The following is a 24,239-nucleotide window of genomic DNA, read 5'->3' as shown; positions in this document are numbered from 1 at the left end:
CGCCACGTTGTTTTAGCTCGATGGTGAGTTCAGGGAGATTAACATGAAATTCGGCAGATTTATGAGAGGTTTAGGGAAGTTGAAGGGGGACTCAGCAATTTTCCAATTCTACAAATTCAATAATCATCGGATTCATCGCGATGAATCCGATGATTATTGAATTCCTGGGGTTAAGGGATTGATAAGCTCTAACGAGGTATCATTCCTAATAAATGAGGTCATTAGGTTGTCTAGCCAGTAAGGCTTGACACAATTGCCAGGGAGGAGCTTAAGTGTATAAGGTTGGTGTTCTCCAGGCTATGTTAATAGGATAAGTGCTGAGGAGCCAGGAAGGGTTACGGAAACAGCCAAGCGGTGGTGAGAATGACTCGAAAATAGCCTATAATTTCTTTACACATGTATGTTAAGGGGCACTCAAATTATATGGAAAGAAGGGTGGGTGATCCCAAACCCTTAATCAGGTAGTGTTTCCATGTATGTTAGGGTTAGTGGTACTCTCTTTTCCTTCTAATGTATGAGACTCTGCGAACACCGCTAGGCCCACTATGAATATTACTGACGAATAGAAAGCGACTTGAAGAACCGGATCGAGGCGAGGGTTTACTGTTCGCCAGCCGCTATGAGCAATATCCTAGGTATTTCCGTAAGCCCCAGCGTTACTTTAACGTATTCGCCATTAAGCGCTAAACGTGATAATTATTAATAAATGCATGTATATAAAGAAATTACACCTAAGACTTGGAAAACTCAAGCGTTATACCCTTACTTACCAACTCACTTAGCCTATCCCTAATGAACATGATTACAGACCTTAAATTCTCCTCATTATTGAAGTTCCTAACAATCCTTATCAACTCATCCCTGGGCATTCCCCTCATCTCCTCCGCGAACTTTATCATGTTCGGTATTGCCCTAACCACGTTATCGACAATCGTAATGCTCGCCGCCCTTGATGTCCTCGAGAGTGGGTTTAGGTCTATGGCGATCACGATCTTACCCATCCTCCTGAGCGCCTCGGTCCTATCGCCATCCTCAAGCGGTACTAGGACCACGTCCGCAATGTATATGCCTCTGCAGGAAACCCTACGCCTCTCACTGAATAACTCAGGTATCGTGCAGGACGCATCATCACCAACGCCAAGGACCTCCTCAGCACCATTCTCCCTGAGCACCCTGGCGATCAACTCCTCCCTCTCCCTAGTCCTATAGAATAGGTTAACCTCGAGCTTTGCATTAACGAGTTTAGCAAGCTCGATGACTTGCCTCGGCACGAGAGCCGCAGTATTACCATTAACCGAGATAACTGGGTGCTTGGCAATCAATAATGCAGCCACGGCAACCCTCTCCGCGGTCAGTGCCGGGGGTATTGATGACTCACCAATGAGGTAATCAAAGCACTCACCACGGCCATGAGCGATCAAGCCCTGAGTCGCCACGTAGCCCTCCTTAAACCCATCAACCAGCCTCTCCCTAATTAGTAGTGACTCCCTCCTCGGGTGGTTAGGCGGTACCCAAGACGCGCGAGGGTCCCCAATCATTACCGTTCAATACCATGTGCATTCTTAAAACTTTAATTCAAGAATAAACAAGACCCATTAATATGGAGAGGAGGAAGGTCACGGTACAGACGATAATGAGCATGAAGGGTAAGCAGAGAATTGCCATGATAACGGCCTACGACTACCCAACGGCGAGGTTGGTGGATCAGGCGGGTGTTGATGGCATATTGGTCGGTGATTCCTTGGGGATGACCGTATTAGGCTTCGAAAATACCCTAAGGGTCACGCTCAGGGACATGCTCATACACGTGGCTGCCGTGGCCAGGGCGAAGCCCAAGGCGCTGCTCATAGCTGACATGCCCTTCATGACGTACGAAACGGGCGTTAGGGATGCCCTGAAAAACGCCTCAAAACTCATTAGGGCTGGCGCCGAGGCTGTGAAGCCTGAGGGTGGTCAAGAAATATTCGATGTGGTGAACAACCTGGTCAAGTTTGGGATACCCGTGATGGGGCACATAGGACTTAATCCACAGAGGGTTTTATCCCTCGGCGGATTTAGGATGATTGGAAGGACTGAGGAGCAGGCAAAGAAGTTGATTGAGGACGCAAAGGCGCTTCAGGAGGCTGGGGCCTTCGCGATAGTCATAGAGATGGTCCCCGCAAGCGTGGCTAAGGCGGTGACGGAAAGCATTAAGATACCCACAATATGCATTGGCGCCGGCCCTCACTGTGATGGGCAAATACTCGTGATTCACGACGTCCTCGGCCTCACGGAGAGGCCGCCGAGCTTCGCCAAGAAGTACGTGGACTTGGCATCCATCATAAGGGATGCGGTGGCTAAGTACGTGAGTGAGGTTAGGAATGGGGAATTCCCAAGTGCTGAGTACTATAAGGACATTAAGTCTTGATGACATACGTACTCATACAATGCCCTCAGCATTAAAATTGGTCAATCACACCGCGGCTACTCACGCAGTATTACCCATACCCTTTAGCAACTCCTCATAATTACTAAGTATAACCTCCTGCAACTGATTGATTGAGTAACCCTTGGAAATCGCCGCGATGGACACACCGCCAGCACCAACCCCCTCCTTCACGAATCCACCCTCATAAGCCCTCAGACCTTCGTAGGGCATATTACTGAAATCAAGGTTCGCGGAGGCCACGGGAACATGCGCGACCTCCCTAACGAGGCCTATTAAGTCTGCAGTCCTATCATTAATCAACCACTTGGTCGTCCCAATGGCTACGTTATTGAGCACGCCCCTATCCACGTGCTTTATAAATGCGAGGACCGCAGCCATCTGGGTCCCACCGGCCAGGAGGACCTTGGCGCCCCGCCTAGCTGCGCCAATGGCTATCGACGCCATGGCCGGTATCACCGGATCGCCAACCCTCGACACGGCCTCCAACGGGTCCTCCAACGGCTTGTCGATGCCCGCGTTCCTCAGGGCCTCCTTGACGACCGCTATCTTCAAGTCCCTCGGGTTAACGGGAGATGCACTTGACATCTTATTCCACGCGTCGTAGCCCATGGCCACCAGGAACGCCATTGCCGTGGTGGTCCCCGCAGGTATTGACTCGCCAATGACAATCGCCCCGCTTACCCTCGCCAGGTTCTCGCCGAGGATGACGCCATTGCTGAAGACCCTATCAACGATGCTTCGATCAATTGCAAGGCCAGTCCTAATGTCCCTGCCAGGCTCTCCCTGTAGGTCAATGATGGGTATGTTAGGCCTGACCCTAGCCCCCGCATTAACAACGAGGACCCCCGCACCCGTGAGCTTGATGACGGCCCTAGTGATTAACGCTGGCGTAGGCTTACCATCTGGCGTCATGGGCACGGTAGGTATCACCTGGCATCTACCAAGCACTAAATACTCAGCATCAGCCGCCGGCGTGTAGTGGGTTAGCTCTGGCTTGGCCCCGGCGATGGTTATTCCAGGCACTAAGCTCGTGTCTGTGGTTCCTATGACTAGAGTAAAGAGGAAGCCTCTGCTTAGCTCCCGCATATGGCTTGAGAAGTCGCCCAGGTGGACCGTTACTGCCTCCATGACGAAATAGGATAGAAATCCTACTTATAAGCATTTACCTCCAGCGACTTAACCAGCAACCAAAGCACATAATTAACGGGAGTACTCACGCCAACCTCCCTACCCCTGGTCACTATGGCTCCATTTATGTAATCCACCTCAGTCCTCCGGCGATTCAGTACGTCCTGCAACATTGATGATTGATTATCCCTAGTGGCCTCGGCAACCCTTAGGGTCTCGACCAATGGATCGCTGGGTAGCCTAATGCCCAGCCTATTAACCACATCAACACCCTCCCTGACCACTGCCTCCACTAACGCCCTGGCGTTGGGGTCCTCGAGAATCACACCATTCCTAGCTCTCAGGATCGCGGTTATTGGGTTAATGGCCGCGTTAACAATCACCTTCAACCACCTGTAGGGCTCAATGTCATCAACTACCCTGACATTGGCGCCCCCGGCCCTTAGGACATCGGCAACCTCACCCACGGAGCTAGGCAGTATCACCTCACCAACACCCCTAACCTCAGCCACACTGCCACTCCTCGTAACGCCATACGTAATGACAGCACCATAACCAACGCCGAGCCTCTTCCGGATTAATTCAACGCCGCCAATGCCGTTCTGAAATATCACGGGGATATTAACTACCTTATCAATTATGGACTCAGTGTCGTAAGCCTTAACGGCAATTAAGGTATACTTAACATCACTGGGTAATTTATCAACGAGCCTCACCCTAACCTCACGCTCTTCACCGAATTTAATAACGTAACGGCCATAGTGAGTCCTCGTCACGACATACGGCACGTAACCGGCATTATTGAGGAAGTGGGCGAGGAGAATACCCACACCGCCAAGTCCAATTATCCCAAACATCATTAATCCCTGATTAACCCTTAAAATAAGCATTTACGCATGAAATCCGTGAGGGTCATTGAGATATTCAAGTCCTGGCAAGGCGAGGGACCCAACGCGGGTAGGGAGGCGGTCTTTCTAAGGCTAGCCCTCTGCAACCTAAGGTGTTCGTGGTGTGACACTAAGTATTCGTGGTTTGGCGGAACTGAAATGAACGTTCATGACGTGTATGAGGTCTTGATGAAGACCGCCGGTGGCGTAAGGCACTTGGTGGTGACTGGTGGTGAGCCGCTGCTCTGGTCCCGTGAGTTACTTCAATTACTGCGTTTCATAAGGGCTCAGGGATTCTTCGTGGAGGTTGAGACGAATGGCACGCTTAGGCCCGGCGAGCTCGTCAACTACGTCGATGAGTTCAACGTGTCGCCTAAGCTATCCAACTCGGGCGTTTCAGTAAGGGTTAGGGTTAATGAGTTGGCCATTAGGGATTTCGTGATGAGTGGCAAGGCCATCTTTAAGTTTGTTGTTGATAAGCCTGGGGATGTCGATGAGGTTCTTTGGTTCATTAATAAATTCGGTATACCACGTGATAGGGTCTACTTAATGAGTCAGTGCACGACACGTGAGGAGTGCATTGCAAAGGATGAGGGCGTTACCAAGCCCATGGCCATGAAGCTCGGTGTTAATTACACACCGAGACTCCATATTTTAATGGGATTTAAGTGAAAGCTTAAATACTCATGCACGGCCCAGGTCAGGATGTGCACAATCGGTGGGGTGCTGATTTTTGGCGATAGGTTAGATAGGGATAGGGCCAAGAGGATTGAGGAGGTTCTAAGGATGATCGTTGTCAAGGGCGAGGAGAGGGGCCGTGACAGCTTCGGCATCGTTGCCCTGGACAAAAACGGCGAGTTGAACGTGTTCAAGAGCAGGGATAGACCAAGCATTGCGGTGAGTAGGATGCCCAGCATCATCAATGAGAATACGGTGGCTGCAATATTCAACAATAGGGCTGAGCCAACGACGGAGTACGTGAGGGCTAAGACGGAGGATGACATACAGCCGATGATTGGCGAGCACGTGGTGGTGGCTCACAACGGCACGATAGCGAACGATAAGGACCTGGAGACCAAGTTCAACCTGACCCGTAGGTCCAGGATAGATACTGCAATACTCCCACCCCTACTCGAGAGGCTTTGGGATGGGTCGCTGAATGGGCTTAGGGATGTGTTGATTAACCACGTCATTGGCAGTTATGCACTGGCTATAATGGATACCCGCAGACCCGGCAAGGTCTGGCTCGCCACAAACTTCAAGCCTCTATATATGGCTTGGTACAGTGACCTGAAGGCCCTATTCTTCGCGAGCCTGGATGATTACCTAGTCAATGATCAAGGCAGGCCCATTTGGGATATGCCGACCATAAGGCGTGTGGAGCCGTACACGGCCATGGAGATTGGGATTGATGGTACCTGGTCCACGGTATCACTAAGGAGGGAGGAGCAGGGTAGGAGAAGGAGGGTCCTCGTAATAGCCAGTGGTGGGCTTGACTCAACCACGGCGGCCACGTACCTACTCAAGCAGGGGTATGATGTGGCATTACTGCACTTTAACTATGGGCATAGGGCTGAGACCCAGGAGGATAGGGCTATTAGGAGGATTGCTGAGTTCCTCGGCGTCCCATTGCTTGAGGTAAGCATGGACTTCTTCAAGGTGGTTAGGCACTCACCACTCCTCGGTGATGGGGAGATTAATAGGGTTGATGAGGGCAGGGAAGGCGCGGAATTTGCGCATGAGTGGGTTCCCGCCAGGAACTTCGTGTTCATAGCCCTAGCGACAGCCATTGCCGAGGCTTACGGCTATGACTACATAGCCACGGGAATTAACCTGGAGGAGGCAGGGGCTTATCCTGACAATGAAATGGAGTTCATAAGGCTCCTAAACAAGGTGATGCCCTACGCCGTTGGCCCCAATAAGCATGTGGAGTTACTAATGCCCGTGGGACACTTGGTTAAGCATGAAATCGTTAAGCTAGGTCTCGAGGTCGGCGCACCGCTACACCTGACCTGGAGTTGTTATGATAATGGAGAGAGGCATTGCGGTAGGTGTGGGCCGTGCTACATGAGGAGGTGGGCGTTCAGGATTAATGGTGTTAGGGACCCCGTGGAGTACGATCTACCAGTCGAGGTTGAGGAGGAGTTCTGGAGGGATGCGAGGCCATACAAAATCCCTAAAAGGCCAAGCAAGTAGCGTTGCTTGGTTTTAAACCCAAAGTTAGAGATTAGGCTGATGAGTGTTAGGGTTGGTAGGATTAAGTACGGAAGCTTCGCCTATGTTGGTAGGATAAGGGTGGGGAACAAGGCGGTGGAGGAGGTGGCACTACTTAATAGTGGTTTTGAGGCACCTACGCCACAACTACTAATCCCGATAAGCACTGCGAGGGCCCTCGGCCTCTGGCCACCCACTGAGGATGCCAGGGAGGTTAGGGTTGACACGGCCGGTGGCCCATTAAATGTGTGGTTTTACCCAAGGGCCGCAACCGTTAAGGTGGTCACGGGCGATGCCGAGTCCAGGGAGGTGCTGGTTGACGTTCTGGTCTCGCCATTGGCCGATGAACCGTTGATAAGCGATTTACTCGCCGATGAGCTGGAAATAATTGTCGAATCCTTCGGTAAGGGATTATGGAGATTTAGGAGCGATCCACCAGGTAAGTTAAGGCCCTCGGAAGGAAAGCGGTAATTCCATAACCATGCATTGCCTCATCACCTCATCGATTAACGACTCATCGCGCCGATTTCCTCAATAAAGCGGAGGCTGGTTGGGCATGGTGTAATAGCGGTTTAATGCTCTTAAGGCGTAGTAAATCAATGGGGGGTTCTAGTTTGAAAACTGAAACGTAAACATATCATATTTTTATACTGAGCTCCACGGTGGTACGTACTTATCTATTTCATTACCGTACACAATACCTAATACCTCATTAATCCTTTTCCTCAATTCATTGGTGGTATCAGCAACTATGTTTATGTGGCCCATCTTACGCCTCGGCCTAACCCTGGCTTTACCATACCACCAGACGCTGGTCCCTGGTATCGCCAATACCCTCTTAATCACTTCCTCATCATAAGGCACGCCCAGCATGTTTACTATGCCCGAAGGCCTCAGTAGCGTAGTGGGCCCCAGCGGCATGTCTAGGACTGCCCTCACGTGATTCTCGAATTGGCTCACTGCGGCGCCCATTAATGTCCAGTGGCCTGAGTTGTGGACGCGGGGTGCGAACTCGTTGATGAGGACATCCCCCTCCCTGGTTATGAAGAACTCAACCGTGAGGACCCCAACGTAGTTTAGGGCATTGGCGAGCCTCACGGCTATCTCCCTGGCCTTATTGGCTACTTCCTCATCAACCTCCGCAGGGGCTATGCTATAGAGGAGGATCCCGTTATAATGGTAGTTCTCCGTAACTGGGTAGGTGAGCACCTCACCACTGCTGGACCTGACTAAAACCACCGAGACCTCCTTACGTATGTCCACGAACTCCTCGGCGAGCAATGGGAACTTCCTAGGCACCTTACTTAGGTCCTCCCTCTTCATCACGTAGTACTGCCCCCTACCATCATATGCACCCTGTGGCTCCTTGAAGACCACCCTCCCAAATTGCTCAAAGGCTCTATCCACGTCCTCAGGGCCGTTGATGATCATGAAGTTGGGCACGGGGAAGCCATTGTCCCTAAGGAATACCTTCTCACGGATTTTGTCCTGCTTCAGCCATATTGTTAGTGAGTTGGGCCTTAACTTACCAAGTGACTCAGCAGTGCTCACTGCGTTGGGGTTTACGTGCTCAAATTCGAAGGTGACCACATCGGACTTATGCACCAATTCCCTCCATGAGTTACCGACGTACTTGCCATCCGCCACGCCCAACGCCGGCGCCTCCGGGTCCTCGTCATGCACGAGGAACTTAATACCCAACTTCCTACTCTCTAGAATCATCATTAAGCCCAGCTGCCCACCGCCTAGGATGCCCAATACCCTGCTCATAGGCTGAGCGCCGTGTTCAGCACCTCACTCTTCATGGACTCCATGAGTTCGATTACCTTAGCCCTAATGCTTGGGTACTTAATGCCGAGTATCCTCGCGGCCAGTAACGCCGCATTCCTAGCGTTGCCTATGGCGACGGTGGCGACGGGGGTCCCATAGGGCATCTGCACTATTGATAGTAATGAGTCAAGCCCATTCAAGTGCTTGCTTGGTATTGGTACGCCAATTACGGGTAGGGGCGTCAGCGAGGCCGTCATGCCGGGCAGGTGAGCTGCGCCTCCGGCGCCGGCTATTATTACCTCCAAGCCCCTATCAAGCGCCGTCTTTGCGTACTCAAACATGAACTCCGGCGTCCTGTGTGCCGAGACCACCCTGGCCTCATTGGGTATGCCCAATTGGTTGAGCAGCTCCACGGCCTCCCTCATCACGTCCCAGTCATTTTTACTGCCCATTATCACGCCAACCAGTGGTTTCGTATTCATCGCGTTTATTGTTTAAAGAAAACTTTTAAAAGTATTTTTTCATTATTAGTCGTAATATGACCGTGTATTGTTTAAATAATAAATTAAACGGTGACCGACACCATGCCCCTCAGTGATAATGAGAAGTCGGTAATTAGGAAGTCCCTAGGTAGAGAACCGACTCAGGCCGAGTGGTTGGTGTTTGAGGCTGAGTGGAGTGAGCACTGCTCATATAAGAGCAGCAGGAGGTTCCTTAAGTTACTACCCAGCGGGGCCCCACACGTGATTAGAGGGCCCGGGCTTGATGCGCCATTAATCCGCGTGGGGAACCTCGTGGTTAGTTTCAAGATAGAGAGCCATAACCACCCATCTGCCGTGGACCCCTACGACGGCGCCGCAACGGGCGTTGGGGGCATCGTTAGGGACATATTAACCACGGGTTTAAGGCCCATTGCATTAATGGACAACCTCCACTTCGGGCCACCTAATAATCCCCACTCCCAGTGGTTGATGAGGAACGTTGTTAGGGGTATCTCGGACTATGGGAATAGGATTGGCGTGCCCGTGGTCGCGGGTGAGGTGTGGTTTGACGAGTCCTTTACCACCAACCCAATAGTCCTGGTGACGTGTATCGGCGTTGGTCGACCTGAGGACGTCGTGGTCGGTGAGGCAAGCCCTGGGGATATAGTCCTAGTCATCGGTAATGACGTGGGTAGGGATGGGATGCTCGGTAGTTCCTTCGCATCCAAGATCCTGGAAAGGAACGAGGATAACATAGGCGCTGTGCAGGTCGGCAATCCATTACTTGAGAAGTTACTAATTGATGCATTGATCGAGTTGAGAGGTAGGGGGTTGGTTAAGGCGATTAAGGACGTGGGCGGCGGGGGCCTGGCCACGGCACTCAGTGAATTGGCCGATCAATTCGGCCTCGGAATTGAGGTTCATCTGGATAGGATTAGGACTAGGGAGGGCATGGCGCCCGAGGAGATCCTGGTCTCCGAATCCCAGGAGAGGATGGTGATCGTGGTAAGTAAGGAGGGGCTTGACGAGGTTGAGGGCATTTTGAGGAGGTATGGGGTTGGCTATGACGTAGTAGGAGTACTGACTAACAACGGCATGTTCGTGGCTTACTACGGCGGTGAAGCCATCGTTAACCTACCCGTGAAGCTCATAACCCACGCGCCGGAGACTAATTACGACATAAGGGAGCCGCATTACCTGGGTGAGTTGAGGGCGATACCGGAGCTCCCTGACGTGCCCCTCGAAGAGGCATTGACAAAGATACTGAGTGATCCTAATATGGCGTCTAAGGAACCAATATTCAGCCTGTACGACTATGAGGTCGGCGTTAGGACCGTGATTAAACCAGGTAGGGCTGGCGCAGCGGTGCTTAGGTTACTTGACGTAGATGGGGGCGATGGTAAGTTGGGGATCGCCGTGAAGGCCGATGCCAACCCAAGGTACTCATTCCTCGACCCATTCATTGGGGCCGCCAATTCCCTAGCCAAGGCCTACAGGAACGTAGTCGCCGTTGGCGCGGAGCCCCTGGCGGCCGTGGACTCAATAAACGTGGGTAATCCCGAGAAGCCCGATAGGTATTGGTATTTCGTAAACTCAGTGCTGGGCCTTGCCTGGTTTGCCCGTGAACTGGGCATACCGGTAGTCGGTGGAAAAGTTAGTTTTTACAATGAGGATTCCAGGGGCAATGTAATTAAGCCCGTGGTTGCCGTGGCGGTACTGGGCCGGGTGGACGACGTTGATGAGGCCGTCGACGGCGGGCTCATTGGGGATGGGGCGTTAATAATCATAGGCAATACATCCAACGAGATGGGGGGTTCCGAGTACCTATACGCGGTTCACGGCATTGTCAGGGGCATACCACCAAGGCCCAGGCCGAGGGATGAGGTTAGGAACTCCAGGGCAATCCTTAGGCTGATTCATGAGGGCCTAGTGACCGCCTCAATGGATGTCGGCGTTGGTGGTTTATTAACCACGCTAAGTAAAATGGCTCTGATAAACGGGGTTGGTTTCAACATTGATTTGTCCAGGGTGCCAACTGATGAGTGCGGCATCGACCCAACGGCATTGGCATTTTCCGAGACGAACGCTAGGTATGTCATCGAGGTTAGAAATAAGGATGTTGATAGGGCTATGGGCATCCTCAGCAGCCTGGGCGTGCCATTCTCGGTAATAGGCGGTTCAGGCGGTGATCACTTGGTGGTCCGCTGGGGCCATCATGAGTTGATGTCCCTGAAATTAAATGACCTAAAGACTGCGTACAACTCACTATGGGGTGTAATGTGATGTGCGGCATATGGGCATTCCTAGGCCACAATGCAGGTAATTACGTGGTTAAGCTAACCCCATGGCTAATCCACAGAGGTCAGGAAGGTGTCTCGTTCGTGTGCCGTGTGAATGGCTCGTTCATGAAGGTGGGCGACGCCTCCACGGTAGCCTCAACGCTATGCCTCGGGCACGCCAGGTACAGCACAAGTGGCCCGTACGGCGTAGAGCTCCAGCCAATAGTGCTTGGTAATGACTTTGCCCTGGTGTTCAACGGCACAATAACTAACTACGTCGACTTAATCAGGGTATTGAGGGGTCTCGGGGTTGACGTTGGTGTTAACTACGACGCATTAGTTCTAGCCCACTACATGAGGGAGCTATTAGTTAGGTTGGGCGTTGATGATGGAATCCGCGAGCTATTCCGCACAGTACGTGGTGGTTACTCAATAATAGCCATTTGGAGGGACTCATTAATAGTGGTTAGGGACCCCTGGGGCTTTAGGCCCCTTGTCATTGGCGGTGATGGTAATGGCATAGCCATAGCCTCGGAATCAGCGGCACTGGAGGCCCTTGGCATGGCTTGGCGTGAGGTTGAGCCGGGTAAGGCCCTCGTGCTTCGTGGATCAGGTAGGGAGTACTGGGTCGACGGGCCCAGGGTTAGGAGGGCCTACTGCGCGCTTGAGTACATATACTTCCTCAGGCCAGATTCCCAGTTCAATGGGATCAGCGTTTACGAGGCCAGGCGTAGGCTCGGCATGGCACTGGCCCGTAAGGAGGCGGTTCACGACATCGACTTCGTATCTCCAATACCCGAGACCGCCAGGATAGCGGCGGAGGCCTACGCGAGTGGCATTGGTAAGCCAATACATGAATTGGTGGTTAAGAATAGGTACGCAGGCCGCGGATTCATTAAGCCTCCTGGGGAGAGGTCCCTGGACATGTACGGGGTGGTTAAGAGCGCCGTTAGGGGTGCGTCCGTAGCCCTAGTCGATGATTCAATTATTAGGGGCGATACCCTCAGGAAGATCCTTCCAAAACTAAGGGCTTCAGGTGCGAGGGCTATACACGTTAGGGTCTCCTCACCACCCATTAGGTACCCGTGCTTCATGGGCATGGACTTCCCAACAAGGCGCGAGTTAGTGGCCCATGGGAGGTCGATAGACGAGGTTAGGGAGTACCTCGGCGCGAACTCCCTAGTATACCTAACGGTTGATGAGCTCATGGACGCCATAGGAACCACCGAGCTCTGCACCGCCTGCTTCACGGGTAATTACCCATTTACTGTGAACATTGACGATGCCGAAAAGGCGTTCACGGGTGGTAGATCGTGGTAGTCGCGGGGGTCATCGGCGTTGTGTCATTCCACGACGGCTGGGACGTGGGTGAGATACTGAGGTACGCCCTGCCCGTACTTAGACATAGGGGTGATGATGCGTGGGCAGTAACGCTCGGTAAAGGTGGCGTATTAACCGGGCGCCAGGTTAGGGATGAGGATCAAATACCGAGTGGTGAAGCCGGCCTACTATGCCTCGGCACTGATGGTGATGCCAGGGGCATCGTGAGGTGCGGCCACGCAGACGTTGCGTACTGCCTCGAGGGCTTAATCGTGAGGCCGCAGGACGTGTGCAGGCTGATTAATGGTGAGGTTAAGGCCTTCCCATACACATCGCTGGTGGCCCTGACGAGTGACGGTGAATTAATTGCGCATAGGCCCATCACTGGGTTGAGGGGCTTGGCCATTGGCGCGTACGGCTTCGACCTGGCCATGGTATCGAACGAGAGCTCGGCCATTGACGCGCTTGGCGGTGACGTAAGGACGTTCATCAGGCCTGGATCCACGGTTAGGATCAGCAGGTTGAACCTAACAATACAGGAGGGCCCAGGCGGTTCCAGGGGTATGCTATGCGCCATGGAATTCATATACCTATCAAGGCCTGACTCGGTGTTTGATGGGCACCCAATTTATGAGTTTAGGAGGGCGTTGGCGGTCAAGTTGGCGGGTAGATTAATGGGCAGGGTTGACGATGTGGACATCGTCATAGGCATGCCCGAGACTGGGGTGATCTACGGCATTAAGGTCGCCGAGTCATTAAGGAAGCCCTTTGAGTACGCCCTCATTAATATCGAGAGGCGTAGATCGGCTTTAAGGAGGGAATTACTCGATAAGTTATCCTCCATCCACCTAAAGCTCAGCCCAGTCACAAGCGCCGTCAGTGGTAGGAGGGTCCTACTTATTGACGACTCATTACTCACTGGACTATCCATTAAGGAGGCGTCCCAGGTCCTTAGGCACAGGGCTGGCGTGAGCGAGGTTCACGTGGCGATAGCCAGCCCGAAGGTCGTCAGGTCCTGCCCCTACGGTGTCGACATGCCGCCCAACAATCAATTACTAGCCAATGCCTTCAATGACGAGAACGCCCAGAGGGTGCTTGAGGTTGATTCACTGACGTGGTTAAGCCTCGAGGACCTGTACGAGGCGGCTGACGAGGTGGGCATTGGTAGGGATAGCCTATGCACATACTGCTTCGGTGGTGCGCATGGGCTGGACCTATGAGAAGGCTGGGATAAGCCTGGCCAAGCATTGGGAAATGCACTCGATAGCCCGCGAGGTGATTCACGAACTCTCCAACGAGCTGGGCATTGGGTTGGTGGAGGGCGGCTTTACCAGGTCAATTAACCTGGGCAATTACGAAGTAACCCTCCACACGGATGGCGTCGGCACTAAATCAATGGTTGCCTGGTCCACGGGCAGGCTCGAGGTCATTGGCTGGGACTGCGTCGTCGGCAACGTCAACGACATCGCCTGCGACGGCTTCTCACCAATGGCGCTCACGGACTACATAGCCATATCCAGCAATGACGCTGACGCCGTGGGCAAGGTGCTCAGGGGCATTAGGGATGCGGCCCTTAGGGTTGGGGCTGTGCTGCTGGGTGGCGAGACGGCCATAATGCCCGACCTAGTTAATGGCATTGATGTGTCCTGCACAGTACTTGGGATAAGGAGGGTCAGAGCCGTGGGTAACGCCGCGCCTGGCGATGTGGTCATTGGCATTGAATCAAACGGCCTACACATGAATGGGTATACCCTTGCCCGTAAGGTCCTCCTGGGTAGGTATGGCGTGAATGATGAGATTTGCGGTGATGAGTTGGGTAATTGGTTACTGAGGCCTACGGCCTATTATGGCGACCTTTTAACTAAGCTCTATGGCCGTGGGTTGATTAAGGCCGCAGTGCACGTGACTGGGGGAGGATTCACTAAATTAAGGAGAGCCATTGGTGAATTGGGGGTTGAGCTTGAGGTCCCTGAACCGCCGTGCATATTCAGGGTGATTAAGGAGGTGGGCAACGTTGGGTGGGATGAGATGTACAGGGTGTTTAACATGGGTGTTGGGCTCATGGTCTTAACGAGCGAGGGGCAGGTCGGGGAGGTGACCAGTGTGATTAGGGAGGCAGGATTTAATTACTGGGTCCTTGGTAAGGTCACTAGTAGTGGCGGTATCAGCATTTTGATGCCGAATGGCGTTAAGCTACGCCTTTAGGGTATATTAAGCAATCTATTCATCTCCTCATAGGCCCTAACCAGGTCCAGGGCTGAGGCACCCTTCCTAAACAACTCCTTGTCCAGGTGCCTGCCGTTGATTAGAATCCTCATGGTATCGCCACTGATTTCATCTGCTAGGACGATGTTGCCTGACTTATCGAAGCCGAACTCCAGCTTGAAGTCCACGAGCGTGAGCCCCCTACTCGCCATGAACTCGCTGAGTATTGAGTTAACCCTCAACGCGGTGTTTATTATTTCATTCAATTGCCCATAATTTACGAGGCCCGCCTCTATTATGTCGTCCGTGGTTATCAATGGGTCATGAAGCTCATCACTCTTCAAGTGAAACTCGACAAGGGGCTTCCTAAACTTCGTCAGTGGTTTCACCAGGGGCATCCTCTTTAGGAATGAACCATAGGCGTAGTTCCTAACGATAACCTCTATCGGTATCATCCTAAGGCTCTTAACCAGTATTTTCCTATCACCATCCCAATCAACCAGGTGATTCCTAATGCCATACTTACCCAGTAATTGCATGAAGAAGACCGTTTGAGCCGCGGCCAGCCTACCTTTACCTGGGGCATGCTCCTTCCTGGCGCCGTCGAATGCCGTGACCTCATCCTTAAACTCCATGATGAGGAGCTCATCGTTAACCTTGTAAACCCTCTTAGCTTTACCCTCATAAATTAACTCACCAACCCAGTTATCAACCATACCTAGTCTAGGTTTGGTTCTGGTTATTTAAGGTTTACTTAATTGTTTAAATATATACCCTGTATAATACCGTGGTTCTCTCCCTACATTGTTTAATTAATTATTTGAACAATATGTTTAATTATTTAATTGAATAATTTAAGGAAAACAATTATTAAGGGGTGACGTAATTGTTTAATTAATTATGATAAGGAGTAAGGTCCTAATAGTGGGTGATGGGGCTAGGGAGCACGCACTGGCTGTAAGGCTCAGCCTGAGTGTTCATGAGCCTAGGGTAAGCGCGTTGGTGGCCCATGAGAATCCAGGGATTAAAAGGGTTGTGGAGAGGACTGGGGGCGAATTGGTGAGGTCGAGGCTGGACCCCAGTGGCTTGGTGAAGGCCATTGATAGGGTTAATCCTGACATAGTGGTGATCGGCCCGGAGGAACCGCAATTCGCGGGTGTCGCTGATAAGGCCATCGAACTCGGCATACCCACCTTCGGTGTGCCCAGGTCATTGGCCATCATAGAGCAGAGCAAGGCCTTTGCCAGGGCCTTGATGTGGAGACACAGAATACCGGGTAGGATCGCCTTTAGGGCGTTTAGGGACATCGACGAGGCGCTGCGCTACGTGTCCAACGCGGGCTCCGTCGCGATAAAACCCGCCAGGCAAAGCGGTGGTAAGGGCGTCAGGGTCTTCTGGGATAGGCAGGCCTACCTAAAGGACGGCGTTAATAAGGCCAAGATGTCCCAGGTAATCGCGGCATCAAGCGACGTTAAGGCCTACGGCGATATTGACGACCTAATAGTGGTCGAGGAGGCGGTAACCGGGGTTGAATACACGGTGCAGGTGATCAGTGACGGTAGATCCATCATAGCCCTACCACCAATTCAGGACCACCCACACGTGTTCGACCACGACATAGGCCCCGAGTGCGGTGGGATGGGCGCCATAGTGGGTCCAGGGCCATCATTACCATTCATAACCCAGGAGGAGTACGAGGAGAGCATCGAGATAGTCAGGAAGACGCTGGACGCACTACAACACGAGGTGGGGCTTAGGTACGTCGGTGTATTGAGCGGTCAATTCATGCTCACGACATACGGACCGACACTAATTGAGTACTATAGCAGGTTCGGCGATCCCGAAGTCCTCAATGCACTGGCGATGCTGGATGGCGATTTACTCGAAATCATTGAGGCGGCTGTGGAGGGCAAGTTATCAAGCGTTAAGTACTCATTTAAGGAGGGCGTCGTGGCGATATCTAAGGCAGTGGCGCCCCTGGGATACCCACATAATAGGGACTTGGCACGCGGGAGGTCAATAACCATAGACATGGGTGAAATAGGGAGATTGGGCTGCGAGGTATACTTTGGTTCGGTTACTGAGGAGGGCGGGACCTACAGAACCCTGGGTTCTAGAGCCGTCGAGGTCCTCGCCGTAGGCAATACGTATGAGGAGACGCATGAGAGGGTTGAGAATTGCATTGCCAATATTAAGTCACCAGACTGGCAATTAATACATAGGCGAGACATAGGGAGCAGGGAATTGCTCGAGAGGAGGATGCGGGAGGCTGAGCGGGTCAGGACTGTCTATAGGTGGAGGAGGAGCCATGGGCTGGGCAGGGTGAGGATCGACTGGGTACCCGGCGGTGAAGTGACGATATATGATTACACATAAGGGTACGCCACCGAGTGTGCATACCGCAGTAATAATATATTAAGTCCCTTCACCAATTATATTAAAACTAAATAACATAATCAAACCGTAAGCCACCCACACCATGGATGGTGGGGCCTCCTGCCTCATTACACGCCCTGCCCCTTAAGTATTCCAGGGGTAATGGCTAGGCTTCACCGTTAAGCCAGCCCCCAGCTCCACGCTTTTAATGCCTTAATAAAGTCCTGCCTCTCCAGCCAATTTCCATTCCCTCTAAACGGTGAGCCTCACCAAATACTTAATCCGTATAACCCAGTTAATGGTCATTGATGATCAACCACGCACTATCTACCCATTTGTTGTTTCATGAAACACCATTAAATAGCGAAAACATAATAATACATAGTCAGACGTAGATAACTATAGTAACATAAAGTTATACATTAGTTACTAACTTTACAGGCATAAGTCAAATTAATTCCGTGCAATCATCAAAACCGATGAACACGGTCAACAACCCCTTTAAGCCACTGGATGACATAAGCATGAGATCCTTCCACCTTAAGTACATGTTAGTGGCTGCCATGGGCACCTTCACTGATGGTTACGACCTAACAGTATTAGGTGTTGTGCTGCCCTACGTGTTAATGAGTTATGGAATATCAAGCCTGAAATCACCAGCTGGGGTTTTCTGGTCAATATGGCTGAACGCATTACCCGTGCTCGGCTTCTTCGTGGGCGCACCACTGTTTGGTTACCTGAGTAATCTAGGTAGAAAGACATTCTACGGGTGGGATGCACTATTAATGGCCGTAGGTGCGGCATTTCAACCCTTCATGCCCAATCTAATATTATTGGGCGTGGCTAGGTTCATTATGGGCATTGGGCTGGGTGCAGATTATGTCCTATCTCCCACCATAATCGCCGAGGTATCGAATGCGAGGGATAGGGGTAAGTTATTGGCGCTTGGTTTTGGCGGTTTTTGGATTTTTGGATCAGCTGTGGCGGCCATTGCCGTGCTCATAATGTTAATTGCAGGATTCAACCCAGGCCTAATATGGAGGGTTGCATTAGGCATTGGTGCCGTGTGGCCGGCAGGCGTTATTTACCTAAGGAGAAGATTCCCAGAGACTCCTAGGTACTCTGTAATAATTGCCAAGAACTTTGAGGAATTTAGGAGGTTTATGATGGCTATATTTGGCGCTCACTACAATATCCAACCCCAGCATGGTACCCTGAATCACGAGGAGGCAGAGGAAATAATGCTATTTAGGAAATACCTTAAGTACATAGCGCTTGGTGCATTGCTATGGTTAATCTTCGACATACCTGCCTATGGACTGAACTTCTTCGTATCATACATAGCACAAAGCATCAAGATGACCCCTGTTTACCTGCAATTACTCGGCACAGCCTTCACACTACCCGGCATAGTGCTAGCGTGGTTACTACTCGATAGATGGGGTAGACGCAATGCCCAGGGATACGGCTTCTTACTCACTGGCCTAACATTCCTAATATTCTCATACTTCGTCTACACATACTCCAGAAGCCCTAATGCCGCCGCACTACTGTTTCTACCCACAATAATATCCTTTGGACTCGCTAAGACTTGGATGCAGATGGGGCCAGGTTCAGTAGTTGCTGTTGGAGCGCACGGTGTCGAGTTTTCCCCAACAAAGATTAGGGGTATTGGGCAAGCAATCAATGTCATTAGCGGTAGAACCGGTGTCCTAATAACTACCTTCGTATTCCCAACACTCTTTGTTGCCAGTTCATACACGGCCTACATATTCCTCGGCCTAGTCTCAGTGATAGGCGCCGTGCTGACCTTCACTCTGATACCCGAAACGAAGGGGCTAGGGCTTGAGGACATATCGTTAAGGCTCTCAGGGGATTCTTAAAATAATGAGTACCTGGTTTCAACTTCAAAAATATCTAAATATCCAATTTTTATCTACTAACCTTAATCAGTGATGCCGCCAATCTAGCCTTCTCCCTGGCCTCCTGTACGGTATTCCCCGTGGCTAGCACAATGCCCATCCTCCTATGCCTATAGGTGAAGGGCTTCCCGAATAGCCTAACCTGGACCCCCGGTATCCTAAGTGCCTCCTCTAGCCCAGTAATTCTCGGTGTCCAGGTCTCGGTGTCCGCGAGAATTACGTGGGCGGCTGCAGGCGTCACTAGCTTAACCTCGGGTGTTGGCAGACCCAGCGCGCTCCTCACGTGGATCTGGAACTCGTTTATGTCCGTGCTGACCAACGTGACTAGGCCCGTGTCGTGGGGCCTAGGCGCCACTTCGCTGAATAATATCCTGCCGTCCTTGGTGATGAGTATTTCAACTCCATATATACCGAAGCCGCCCAACTCATTAACCACCTTAATGGCGTACTCCCTAGCCCTCTCAACGACGTCACCACCCACGGTGGCTGGGTGCCAGGACTCCACGTAGTGATAGATCCCCTCAGGCCTCTGGTGCTCTATTGGGGGTATTGTGGCTATTACGGCATTACCACCCAGTGGGTACCTATACGTTAATACCGTCAACTCCCTATCGATTTTAACGTACTCCTCAACCACGACCCTCCTACCGCCACCCCTCGCGTGGACCAGGGCCTCCCTAAACCCGCGTTCAGCATCCTCATAGCTACTGATCAGCACGTGGCCGTGACCGCTCGAGCTCATCTCAGGCTTTATTAGGCAGGGAAAGCCCAGGTCCTTACATGCCCTCCTCACGTCCTCCGCATCCTCAGCGAAGAAGTACTTAGTGGTCGGTAGTCGGAGCTTCTCGGCGGCTAACCTCCTAAGCTCAATCCTATTCATGCAGATTTTAACAGCCCTGGCGTTGGGTATGACCCTAAAGCCCTCCTCCTCAAGCTCGATAAGCGCCTCCGTGTTTATGGCCTCTATCTCCGCGATTATGGCGTCGGGACCCTCCCTACGCACCAGGGCCTTTATGGCGTTGCCATCAAGCATGTTGATTACGTACCTCCTATGGGCCACGTGCATCGCCGGGGCCATATCATACCTATCCACGGCGATGACCTCAACGCCCATGCGCTGGGCCTCAATGGCCATCTCCTTCCCCAATTCACCACTGCCCAGCAGCATTATCTTCCTGGAATCCTCAAGAAGTGGTGGGCCGAACTCCATCACCAACCACCCCTGAGACTCTCCCTGAGGCTGAGCCAAAGCTTAAGTCCACCTGGCATGAAGCCCCTTGGGGCCAGCACGGCCTCTGCTGACCTCTCAGGGTGCGGCATTAGCCCAAGTACATTACCCTCGTAATTCACCACCCCGGCTATCGAGGCTACGGAGCCGTTAGGGTTCTCCCCAAAGTACGTGAAGGCCACCTTGACCTCATCAATATTATCTATGAAGTACCTGCCCTCACCGTGGGCGATGGGCATCGAGATCACCTCACCAGGCTCGTATAGCCTGGTGAAGGGTGTCTTAGCATCATTAACCCTAACCCACACCCACTTGGCTATGAACCTGGGTGGGTCATTGGGCAGCAACGCCCCAGGCAGTAGCCCCGCCTCAACGAGTATCTGGAAGCCGTTGCAGATACCAAGCACGGGCACCCCACCCTCGGCATCCATAACGACCTCCTTCATCGCCCTGGACCTGGCGGCTATCGCACCTGCCCTCAGCCAATCCCCATAACTAAAGCCTCCAGGGACCACCACGGCGTCGTAAATGCCGTGCCTAAAGTCCTCATGCCAAACCAACTCGGCGTCAACCCTAACCACATTCCTGAGCACGTGGATCACGTCAAGGTCCCCATTAGTACCTGGAAACCTGATCACCGCTACCCTCGGCATTCTCAACACCCAGTATTATCAGTCTGTGAACCGTTGGGTTGAAGACCCTGGTCTTCTCGCAGACATCCCTAACGTACCTGACAGCCTCCGCATCATCCCTAGCCCTCACAATAAAGCCTAGGTACTTACCACTGACAACCCTATTAACATCACTAAACCCACTGGCTAAAACCAGGTCTCTTAATATGGTCTCACCCTCGGGATCACGGGAACCCTTAAGTACGATAGCCACGTGGACCAGGTACCTACCCACTGCCTCGTTCATTAATTAATCAAATGATTAAAATTATTTAAAGGTTTTCCTTAGAAAATGCCAATTATTATTTAAATAAATAATTAAACAATAACCCGACCCGCCAAGCCCTCACCCATTAATAATAATGGAAATTCAATGCGGTGAGCCCGAGCTATTAATTATTTTTAACTAAATCAAGTGGCGTCGAAACTCAGTGCTTACCCAATGCCAGTTCCAGTAGATACTTATGTACCTTCGTTGTAGTCAGTTCTGGATGGAATGCGGTGGCCATCATGTCGCCTTCCTGGGCCGCGGCGATGACGTTACCCAACCTGGGGTGCTTTACGTAAGCCAGCGCTCTCGCATTGCCCCAAGCCCTGACTATGGCTGGGGCCCTAATGAAGACTGCCCTAACCGTGCCAATACCGTCAATGCTTAGGTCGGTCTCGAAGGAGTCCCTTTGCCTACCGAAGGCGTTTCTAACCACTGCTATATCCATGACGCCTAGTATTGGTTGCCCGGTCTCGCCGACCACGGAATCCCTGACCTCCCTGGCCATGAATATTGCGCCGGCGCACGTGCCTAGCGTCGGTAATCCATTGATTATCGAGTCCCTGAGCCTATCGAGTAGGCCGACGCGTCTGGCCAACGAGCCTATGGTCGTGGACTCACCACCCGGTATCACCAAGGCGCTTAGGTCGCTTAGCTGCTCGGTCTTCTTAACCCTTATGATATCCACGTTAATCCCCAACTCCTCAGATGCCCTCTTAATGGCGTATTCATGCTCCTCAACATCACCCTGAAGCGCAAGTACGCCGACCCTCACACTAGACACCCCTGACCTGGAGTAACTCCTCCGGCTTCAATGACCTAATGTCTATGCCCATCATGGATGCCTTCTCGCTAACCATCCTCTGGGCCTCAACGACGACCTCAGGGTCATCCCAATGGGCTGTGGCGATCACGATAGCCTCAGCCCTCTCCCTCGGGTCCTGGCTCTTGAAGATCCCTGAGCCGACGAAGATTCCATCAGCCCCGAGCCACATCATTAAGGCCGCGTCGGCTGGCGTGGCTATACCGCCGGCGGCGAAGGTTATCACCGGCAATCTGCCCAGCCTAGCCGTCAAGGTCACCAACTCAATTGGCACCTGGCACTGCCTGGCGAAGTCCCTCAATTTCTCCTCGTCGCCATCCCCATATGCCGCGTACAACTCATTAATCGCCTTATAAAGAACCTTGAAGTGCTTGACAGCCTCACTGACGTTGCCCGTGCCCGCCTCACCCTTAGACCTTATCATTGATGCACCCTCACTAATCCTCCTAAGCGCCTCGCATAACTCTCGGCATCCATTAACGAAGGGTACCGAGAACAACCACTTATTTATGTGGTGCTGCTCATCAACCGGCGTCAATACCTCGGACTCATCTATCAAATCAATGCCTATTTGCTCGAGTATGAAGGCCTCGTAGTAATGACCAATCCTAACCTTCGCAGAGACGGGTATTGTTATGTGCCTCATTACGTCCTCAATGACCTTAACATCCGCCATCCTAGCCACACCACCGGCCTTACGCACATCGTAGGGCAACTTATCCAGGACCATGACCCCCACGGCGCCTGCCTCCTCGGCTATTTGCGCCTGCTCCACATTCGTCACATCCATTATGACCCCATTCCTAAGCATTGATGGGAAGCCGACCTTAACCTTCACCGTGCCGGTGATTATCCCGTCTAGTTCATAAGGCCTAGGCCAACTAAAGCCCCTCTCCCTAAGCCTATCCCTGAGCTCCAGCATTCCGTAGAAGAAGTCCCTTAGTTTCTCCAGGTATTCGAAGGAGGGCGCTACGGACATCAACTTAGGCTTGCTTAGGAATTATTATAGCTTGTTAAACGTTTAATAACCGGTAAGCGGCAATCACAATCAACGTTTTAATAAATCCCTCAACTTATTTATTAACCTAAGGACGTACTCCCTATGCAACTCATACTCATCTTTCGTCATGAAGTTATGGTAGAAGTTAGCATGCAAGCGTTCGGCAGCTCCAAAGTAAAGTGGTAGGTCTTTATCACCAGTCTCCCTAAATAGTCTATTGATTATTACGTCGTAATCCCTGTGGCTGTAGTGCTCCCAACCCCTAGCCTCAGCGATAGCGTTCAGTAAAGCAGCCACCGCGCCCCAAAGCTTTTCACTGGCCTGAACCAGATCTCCCTTAACGTACTCCTCATCACTATGCTTAAGTAGCTCCTCGTGAATCTTCAGGTATATGTAAACCCTATCCTTAGGGTCAAGCCTCTGAGCCAGCAAATCGGCCAGGAATAATTCCGTCGTGACGCCCCTCTTCCTGCTCTCCTCATTGATCAACCTGAGCAATTCCTCCACATGGGTTATCAATTATTGAACCCCTAATAAGGGTTTGTTTAGTGCGTTCAATAAAAGCTTAATAATGGGACAACCTTACTGCATAACCGATGAAGACCTAGACATGGCTGTTAGAGCACTTAAGAAGATAATAATTGAAGATAATAATTAATGAGGTGAGGGCAGCGCTTGATGCTGGTGCTGACGTTGTTCAATTCGATGCACCGGATATTCTTCAATTCGATGTTTATGGCGAGTACAACCCAGATAAGGGCAGGGCTAAGGAGAGGGTTAGGAGGGCCGTGGAATTAAATAACGAGGTGCTCTCGAAACTACCCACCGAGCACTTTAAGCGCATCCAGGTAATCATCAATTGTTGGGTAATACTGCCTAACCTGTTGTCGGTACTTATCAATGAGCTCCCTGGGCCTTGCGGCATCCATACACCAATAATGTAAATGTAATTGTAGTTATCACCAGTGAAACACCAACGATACCGCGCCCACTGGGTCTCTCGCCCATGCCAAGGGCCGTCAGCGTCGCCCATAGCGACGCTATGTCATACACCGTATATAGGCACATGCTGTGTGAAAAGACAAAAACTAGCAAACGCCACCTAAAAACAGCATGAACACTCCTAATACGGATTGCCCTTGAACAATACAAGCATGTAAAGGGCATGGACAATAAATGGCACCGAATATAGTAAGTAATTCAGGGTGACGCTTAGCAAATCCTCGGCTGAAGACTGT

The 24,239-nt window shown here is 51.7% G+C and carries 23 protein-coding genes; 11 read left to right on the top strand and 12 right to left on the bottom strand.

The window, feature by feature from the left end:
* Positions 1–731 precede the first annotated feature (731 nt).
* Positions 732–1,538 (bottom strand): 4-phosphopantoate--beta-alanine ligase, encoded by an 807-nt coding sequence (locus tag VDIS_RS02890; RefSeq protein WP_013335715.1) that lies wholly within the window; start codon positions 1,536–1,538, stop codon positions 732–734.
* A gap of 62 nt (positions 1,539–1,600) precedes the next feature.
* On the opposite strand from VDIS_RS02890, the gene panB reads away from it, so the two are divergent.
* On the top strand, positions 1,601–2,407 hold the full coding sequence (panB, locus tag VDIS_RS02885) for a 3-methyl-2-oxobutanoate hydroxymethyltransferase (RefSeq protein ID WP_013335714.1): 807 nt from the start codon (positions 1,601–1,603) through the stop codon (positions 2,405–2,407).
* A 60-nt stretch (positions 2,408–2,467) separates the two neighbouring features.
* Here panB and cobT read toward each other — a convergent pair whose 3' ends face one another.
* Both cobT and VDIS_RS02875 read right to left on the bottom strand, forming a co-directional pair.
* Positions 2,468–3,556 (bottom strand): nicotinate mononucleotide-dependent phosphoribosyltransferase CobT, encoded by a 1,089-nt coding sequence (gene cobT / locus VDIS_RS02880; protein WP_013335713.1) that lies wholly within the window; start codon positions 3,554–3,556, stop codon positions 2,468–2,470.
* A gap of 20 nt (positions 3,557–3,576) precedes the next feature.
* Positions 3,577–4,413 (bottom strand): ketopantoate reductase family protein, encoded by an 837-nt coding sequence (locus VDIS_RS02875; RefSeq protein WP_052885749.1) that lies wholly within the window; start codon positions 4,411–4,413, stop codon positions 3,577–3,579.
* A 39-nt stretch (positions 4,414–4,452) separates the two neighbouring features.
* Between VDIS_RS02875 and VDIS_RS02870 the strand changes: the two genes are divergently transcribed.
* From VDIS_RS02870 to VDIS_RS12995, 3 genes are read left to right on the top strand one after another with little or no spacing between them, the layout of a single operon-like run.
* On the top strand, positions 4,453–5,115 hold the full coding sequence (locus tag VDIS_RS02870; RefSeq protein ID WP_013335711.1) for a 7-carboxy-7-deazaguanine synthase QueE: 663 nt from the start codon (positions 4,453–4,455) through the stop codon (positions 5,113–5,115).
* Positions 5,116–5,148: 33 nt separating this feature from the next.
* Entirely contained in the window at positions 5,149–6,639 is a 1,491-nt protein-coding gene (queC, locus tag VDIS_RS02865; protein ID WP_013335710.1) for a 7-cyano-7-deazaguanine synthase QueC, read from the top strand.
* A gap of 39 nt (positions 6,640–6,678) precedes the next feature.
* Positions 6,679–7,128, top strand: coding sequence for a hypothetical protein (locus VDIS_RS12995; protein WP_013335709.1), 450 nt, complete (start codon positions 6,679–6,681; stop codon positions 7,126–7,128).
* A gap of 174 nt (positions 7,129–7,302) precedes the next feature.
* Here the strand turns inward: VDIS_RS12995 and VDIS_RS02855 are convergent, their stop codons facing one another.
* Both VDIS_RS02855 and purE read right to left on the bottom strand, forming a co-directional pair.
* A complete protein-coding gene (locus VDIS_RS02855) occupies positions 7,303–8,427 on the bottom strand; it encodes a 5-(carboxyamino)imidazole ribonucleotide synthase (protein WP_013335708.1) in 1,125 nt (374 codons plus the stop codon).
* On the bottom strand, positions 8,424–8,909 hold the full coding sequence (purE, locus tag VDIS_RS02850) for a 5-(carboxyamino)imidazole ribonucleotide mutase (RefSeq protein ID WP_013335707.1): 486 nt from the start codon (positions 8,907–8,909) through the stop codon (positions 8,424–8,426). The genes VDIS_RS02855 and purE overlap by 4 nt, the downstream gene beginning before the upstream one ends.
* A 102-nt stretch (positions 8,910–9,011) precedes the next feature.
* On the opposite strand from purE, the gene purL reads away from it, so the two are divergent.
* The 4 genes from purL to purM are packed head-to-tail and all read left to right on the top strand — an operon-like array spanning position 9,012 to position 14,713.
* Positions 9,012–11,192, top strand: a complete 2,181-nt coding sequence (purL, locus tag VDIS_RS02845) for a phosphoribosylformylglycinamidine synthase subunit PurL (protein ID WP_013335706.1) — start codon at positions 9,012–9,014, stop codon at positions 11,190–11,192.
* Positions 11,192–12,508 carry an amidophosphoribosyltransferase gene (locus tag VDIS_RS02840; RefSeq protein WP_052885873.1) on the top strand — a complete coding sequence of 439 codons (1,317 nt, stop codon included), beginning with the start codon at positions 11,192–11,194 and terminating at the stop codon, positions 12,506–12,508. Before purL ends, VDIS_RS02840 begins: the two co-directional genes overlap by 1 nt.
* Complete coding sequence (locus tag VDIS_RS02835) at positions 12,502–13,728, top strand: phosphoribosyltransferase family protein (RefSeq protein ID WP_013335704.1); 1,227 nt, start codon at positions 12,502–12,504, stop codon at positions 13,726–13,728. Before VDIS_RS02840 ends, VDIS_RS02835 begins: the two co-directional genes overlap by 7 nt.
* The gene (purM, locus tag VDIS_RS02830) at positions 13,712–14,713 is read left to right on the top strand and encodes a phosphoribosylformylglycinamidine cyclo-ligase (RefSeq protein WP_013335703.1); all 1,002 of its coding nucleotides are present in this window, start codon (positions 13,712–13,714) and stop codon (positions 14,711–14,713) included. The genes VDIS_RS02835 and purM overlap by 17 nt, the downstream gene beginning before the upstream one ends.
* On the opposite strand, the gene purC is transcribed toward purM, so the two are convergent.
* Complete coding sequence (gene purC, locus VDIS_RS02825) at positions 14,710–15,429, bottom strand: phosphoribosylaminoimidazolesuccinocarboxamide synthase (protein WP_013335702.1); 720 nt, start codon at positions 15,427–15,429, stop codon at positions 14,710–14,712. The two genes, purM and purC, sit on opposite strands and share 4 nt — an antisense overlap.
* Before the next feature lie 184 nt (positions 15,430–15,613).
* On the opposite strand from purC, the gene purD reads away from it, so the two are divergent.
* Entirely contained in the window at positions 15,614–17,089 is a 1,476-nt protein-coding gene (gene purD / locus VDIS_RS02820; RefSeq protein ID WP_013335701.1) for a phosphoribosylamine--glycine ligase, read from the top strand.
* A gap of 479 nt (positions 17,090–17,568) precedes the next feature.
* The gene (locus VDIS_RS02815; RefSeq protein ID WP_013335700.1) at positions 17,569–18,972 is read left to right on the top strand and encodes an MFS transporter; all 1,404 of its coding nucleotides are present in this window, start codon (positions 17,569–17,571) and stop codon (positions 18,970–18,972) included.
* A gap of 49 nt (positions 18,973–19,021) precedes the next feature.
* Here the strand turns inward: VDIS_RS02815 and purT are convergent, their stop codons facing one another.
* From purT to VDIS_RS02785, 6 genes are all read right to left on the bottom strand, one after another.
* A complete protein-coding gene (gene purT / locus VDIS_RS02810; RefSeq protein ID WP_013335699.1) occupies positions 19,022–20,221 on the bottom strand; it encodes a formate-dependent phosphoribosylglycinamide formyltransferase in 1,200 nt (399 codons plus the stop codon).
* The gene (gene purQ / locus VDIS_RS02805) at positions 20,221–20,892 is read right to left on the bottom strand and encodes a phosphoribosylformylglycinamidine synthase subunit PurQ (protein WP_013335698.1); all 672 of its coding nucleotides are present in this window, start codon (positions 20,890–20,892) and stop codon (positions 20,221–20,223) included. Before purQ ends, purT begins: the two co-directional genes overlap by 1 nt.
* On the bottom strand, positions 20,855–21,157 hold the full coding sequence (locus tag VDIS_RS02800; protein ID WP_013335697.1) for a phosphoribosylformylglycinamidine synthase subunit PurS: 303 nt from the start codon (positions 21,155–21,157) through the stop codon (positions 20,855–20,857). The genes purQ and VDIS_RS02800 overlap by 38 nt, the downstream gene beginning before the upstream one ends.
* A 181-nt stretch (positions 21,158–21,338) precedes the next feature.
* The gene (pdxT, locus tag VDIS_RS02795; protein ID WP_052885872.1) at positions 21,339–21,953 is read right to left on the bottom strand and encodes a pyridoxal 5'-phosphate synthase glutaminase subunit PdxT; all 615 of its coding nucleotides are present in this window, start codon (positions 21,951–21,953) and stop codon (positions 21,339–21,341) included.
* Between the two features lies 1 nt (position 21,954).
* Positions 21,955–22,980, bottom strand: coding sequence for a pyridoxal 5'-phosphate synthase lyase subunit PdxS (gene pdxS, locus VDIS_RS02790; protein WP_013335695.1), 1,026 nt, complete (start codon positions 22,978–22,980; stop codon positions 21,955–21,957).
* Between the two features lie 69 nt (positions 22,981–23,049).
* Positions 23,050–23,508: a PaREP1 family protein gene (locus VDIS_RS02785; protein ID WP_013335694.1), complete on the bottom strand. Its 459-nt coding sequence runs from the start codon at positions 23,506–23,508 to the stop codon at positions 23,050–23,052.
* 134 nt (positions 23,509–23,642) lie between these two features.
* Between VDIS_RS02785 and VDIS_RS02780 the strand changes: the two genes are divergently transcribed.
* Positions 23,643–23,945 (top strand): hypothetical protein, encoded by a 303-nt coding sequence (locus tag VDIS_RS02780; RefSeq protein WP_052885748.1) that lies wholly within the window; start codon positions 23,643–23,645, stop codon positions 23,943–23,945.
* The last annotated feature ends 294 nt before the right edge of the window (positions 23,946–24,239 follow it).

The organism is Vulcanisaeta distributa DSM 14429, from assembly GCF_000148385.1.
GTDB lineage: Archaea > Thermoproteota > Thermoprotei > Thermoproteales > Thermocladiaceae > Vulcanisaeta > Vulcanisaeta distributa.
The sequence above is the reverse complement of the archived record's forward strand: the minus strand, read 5'-3'. Positions and strand labels throughout refer to the sequence as shown.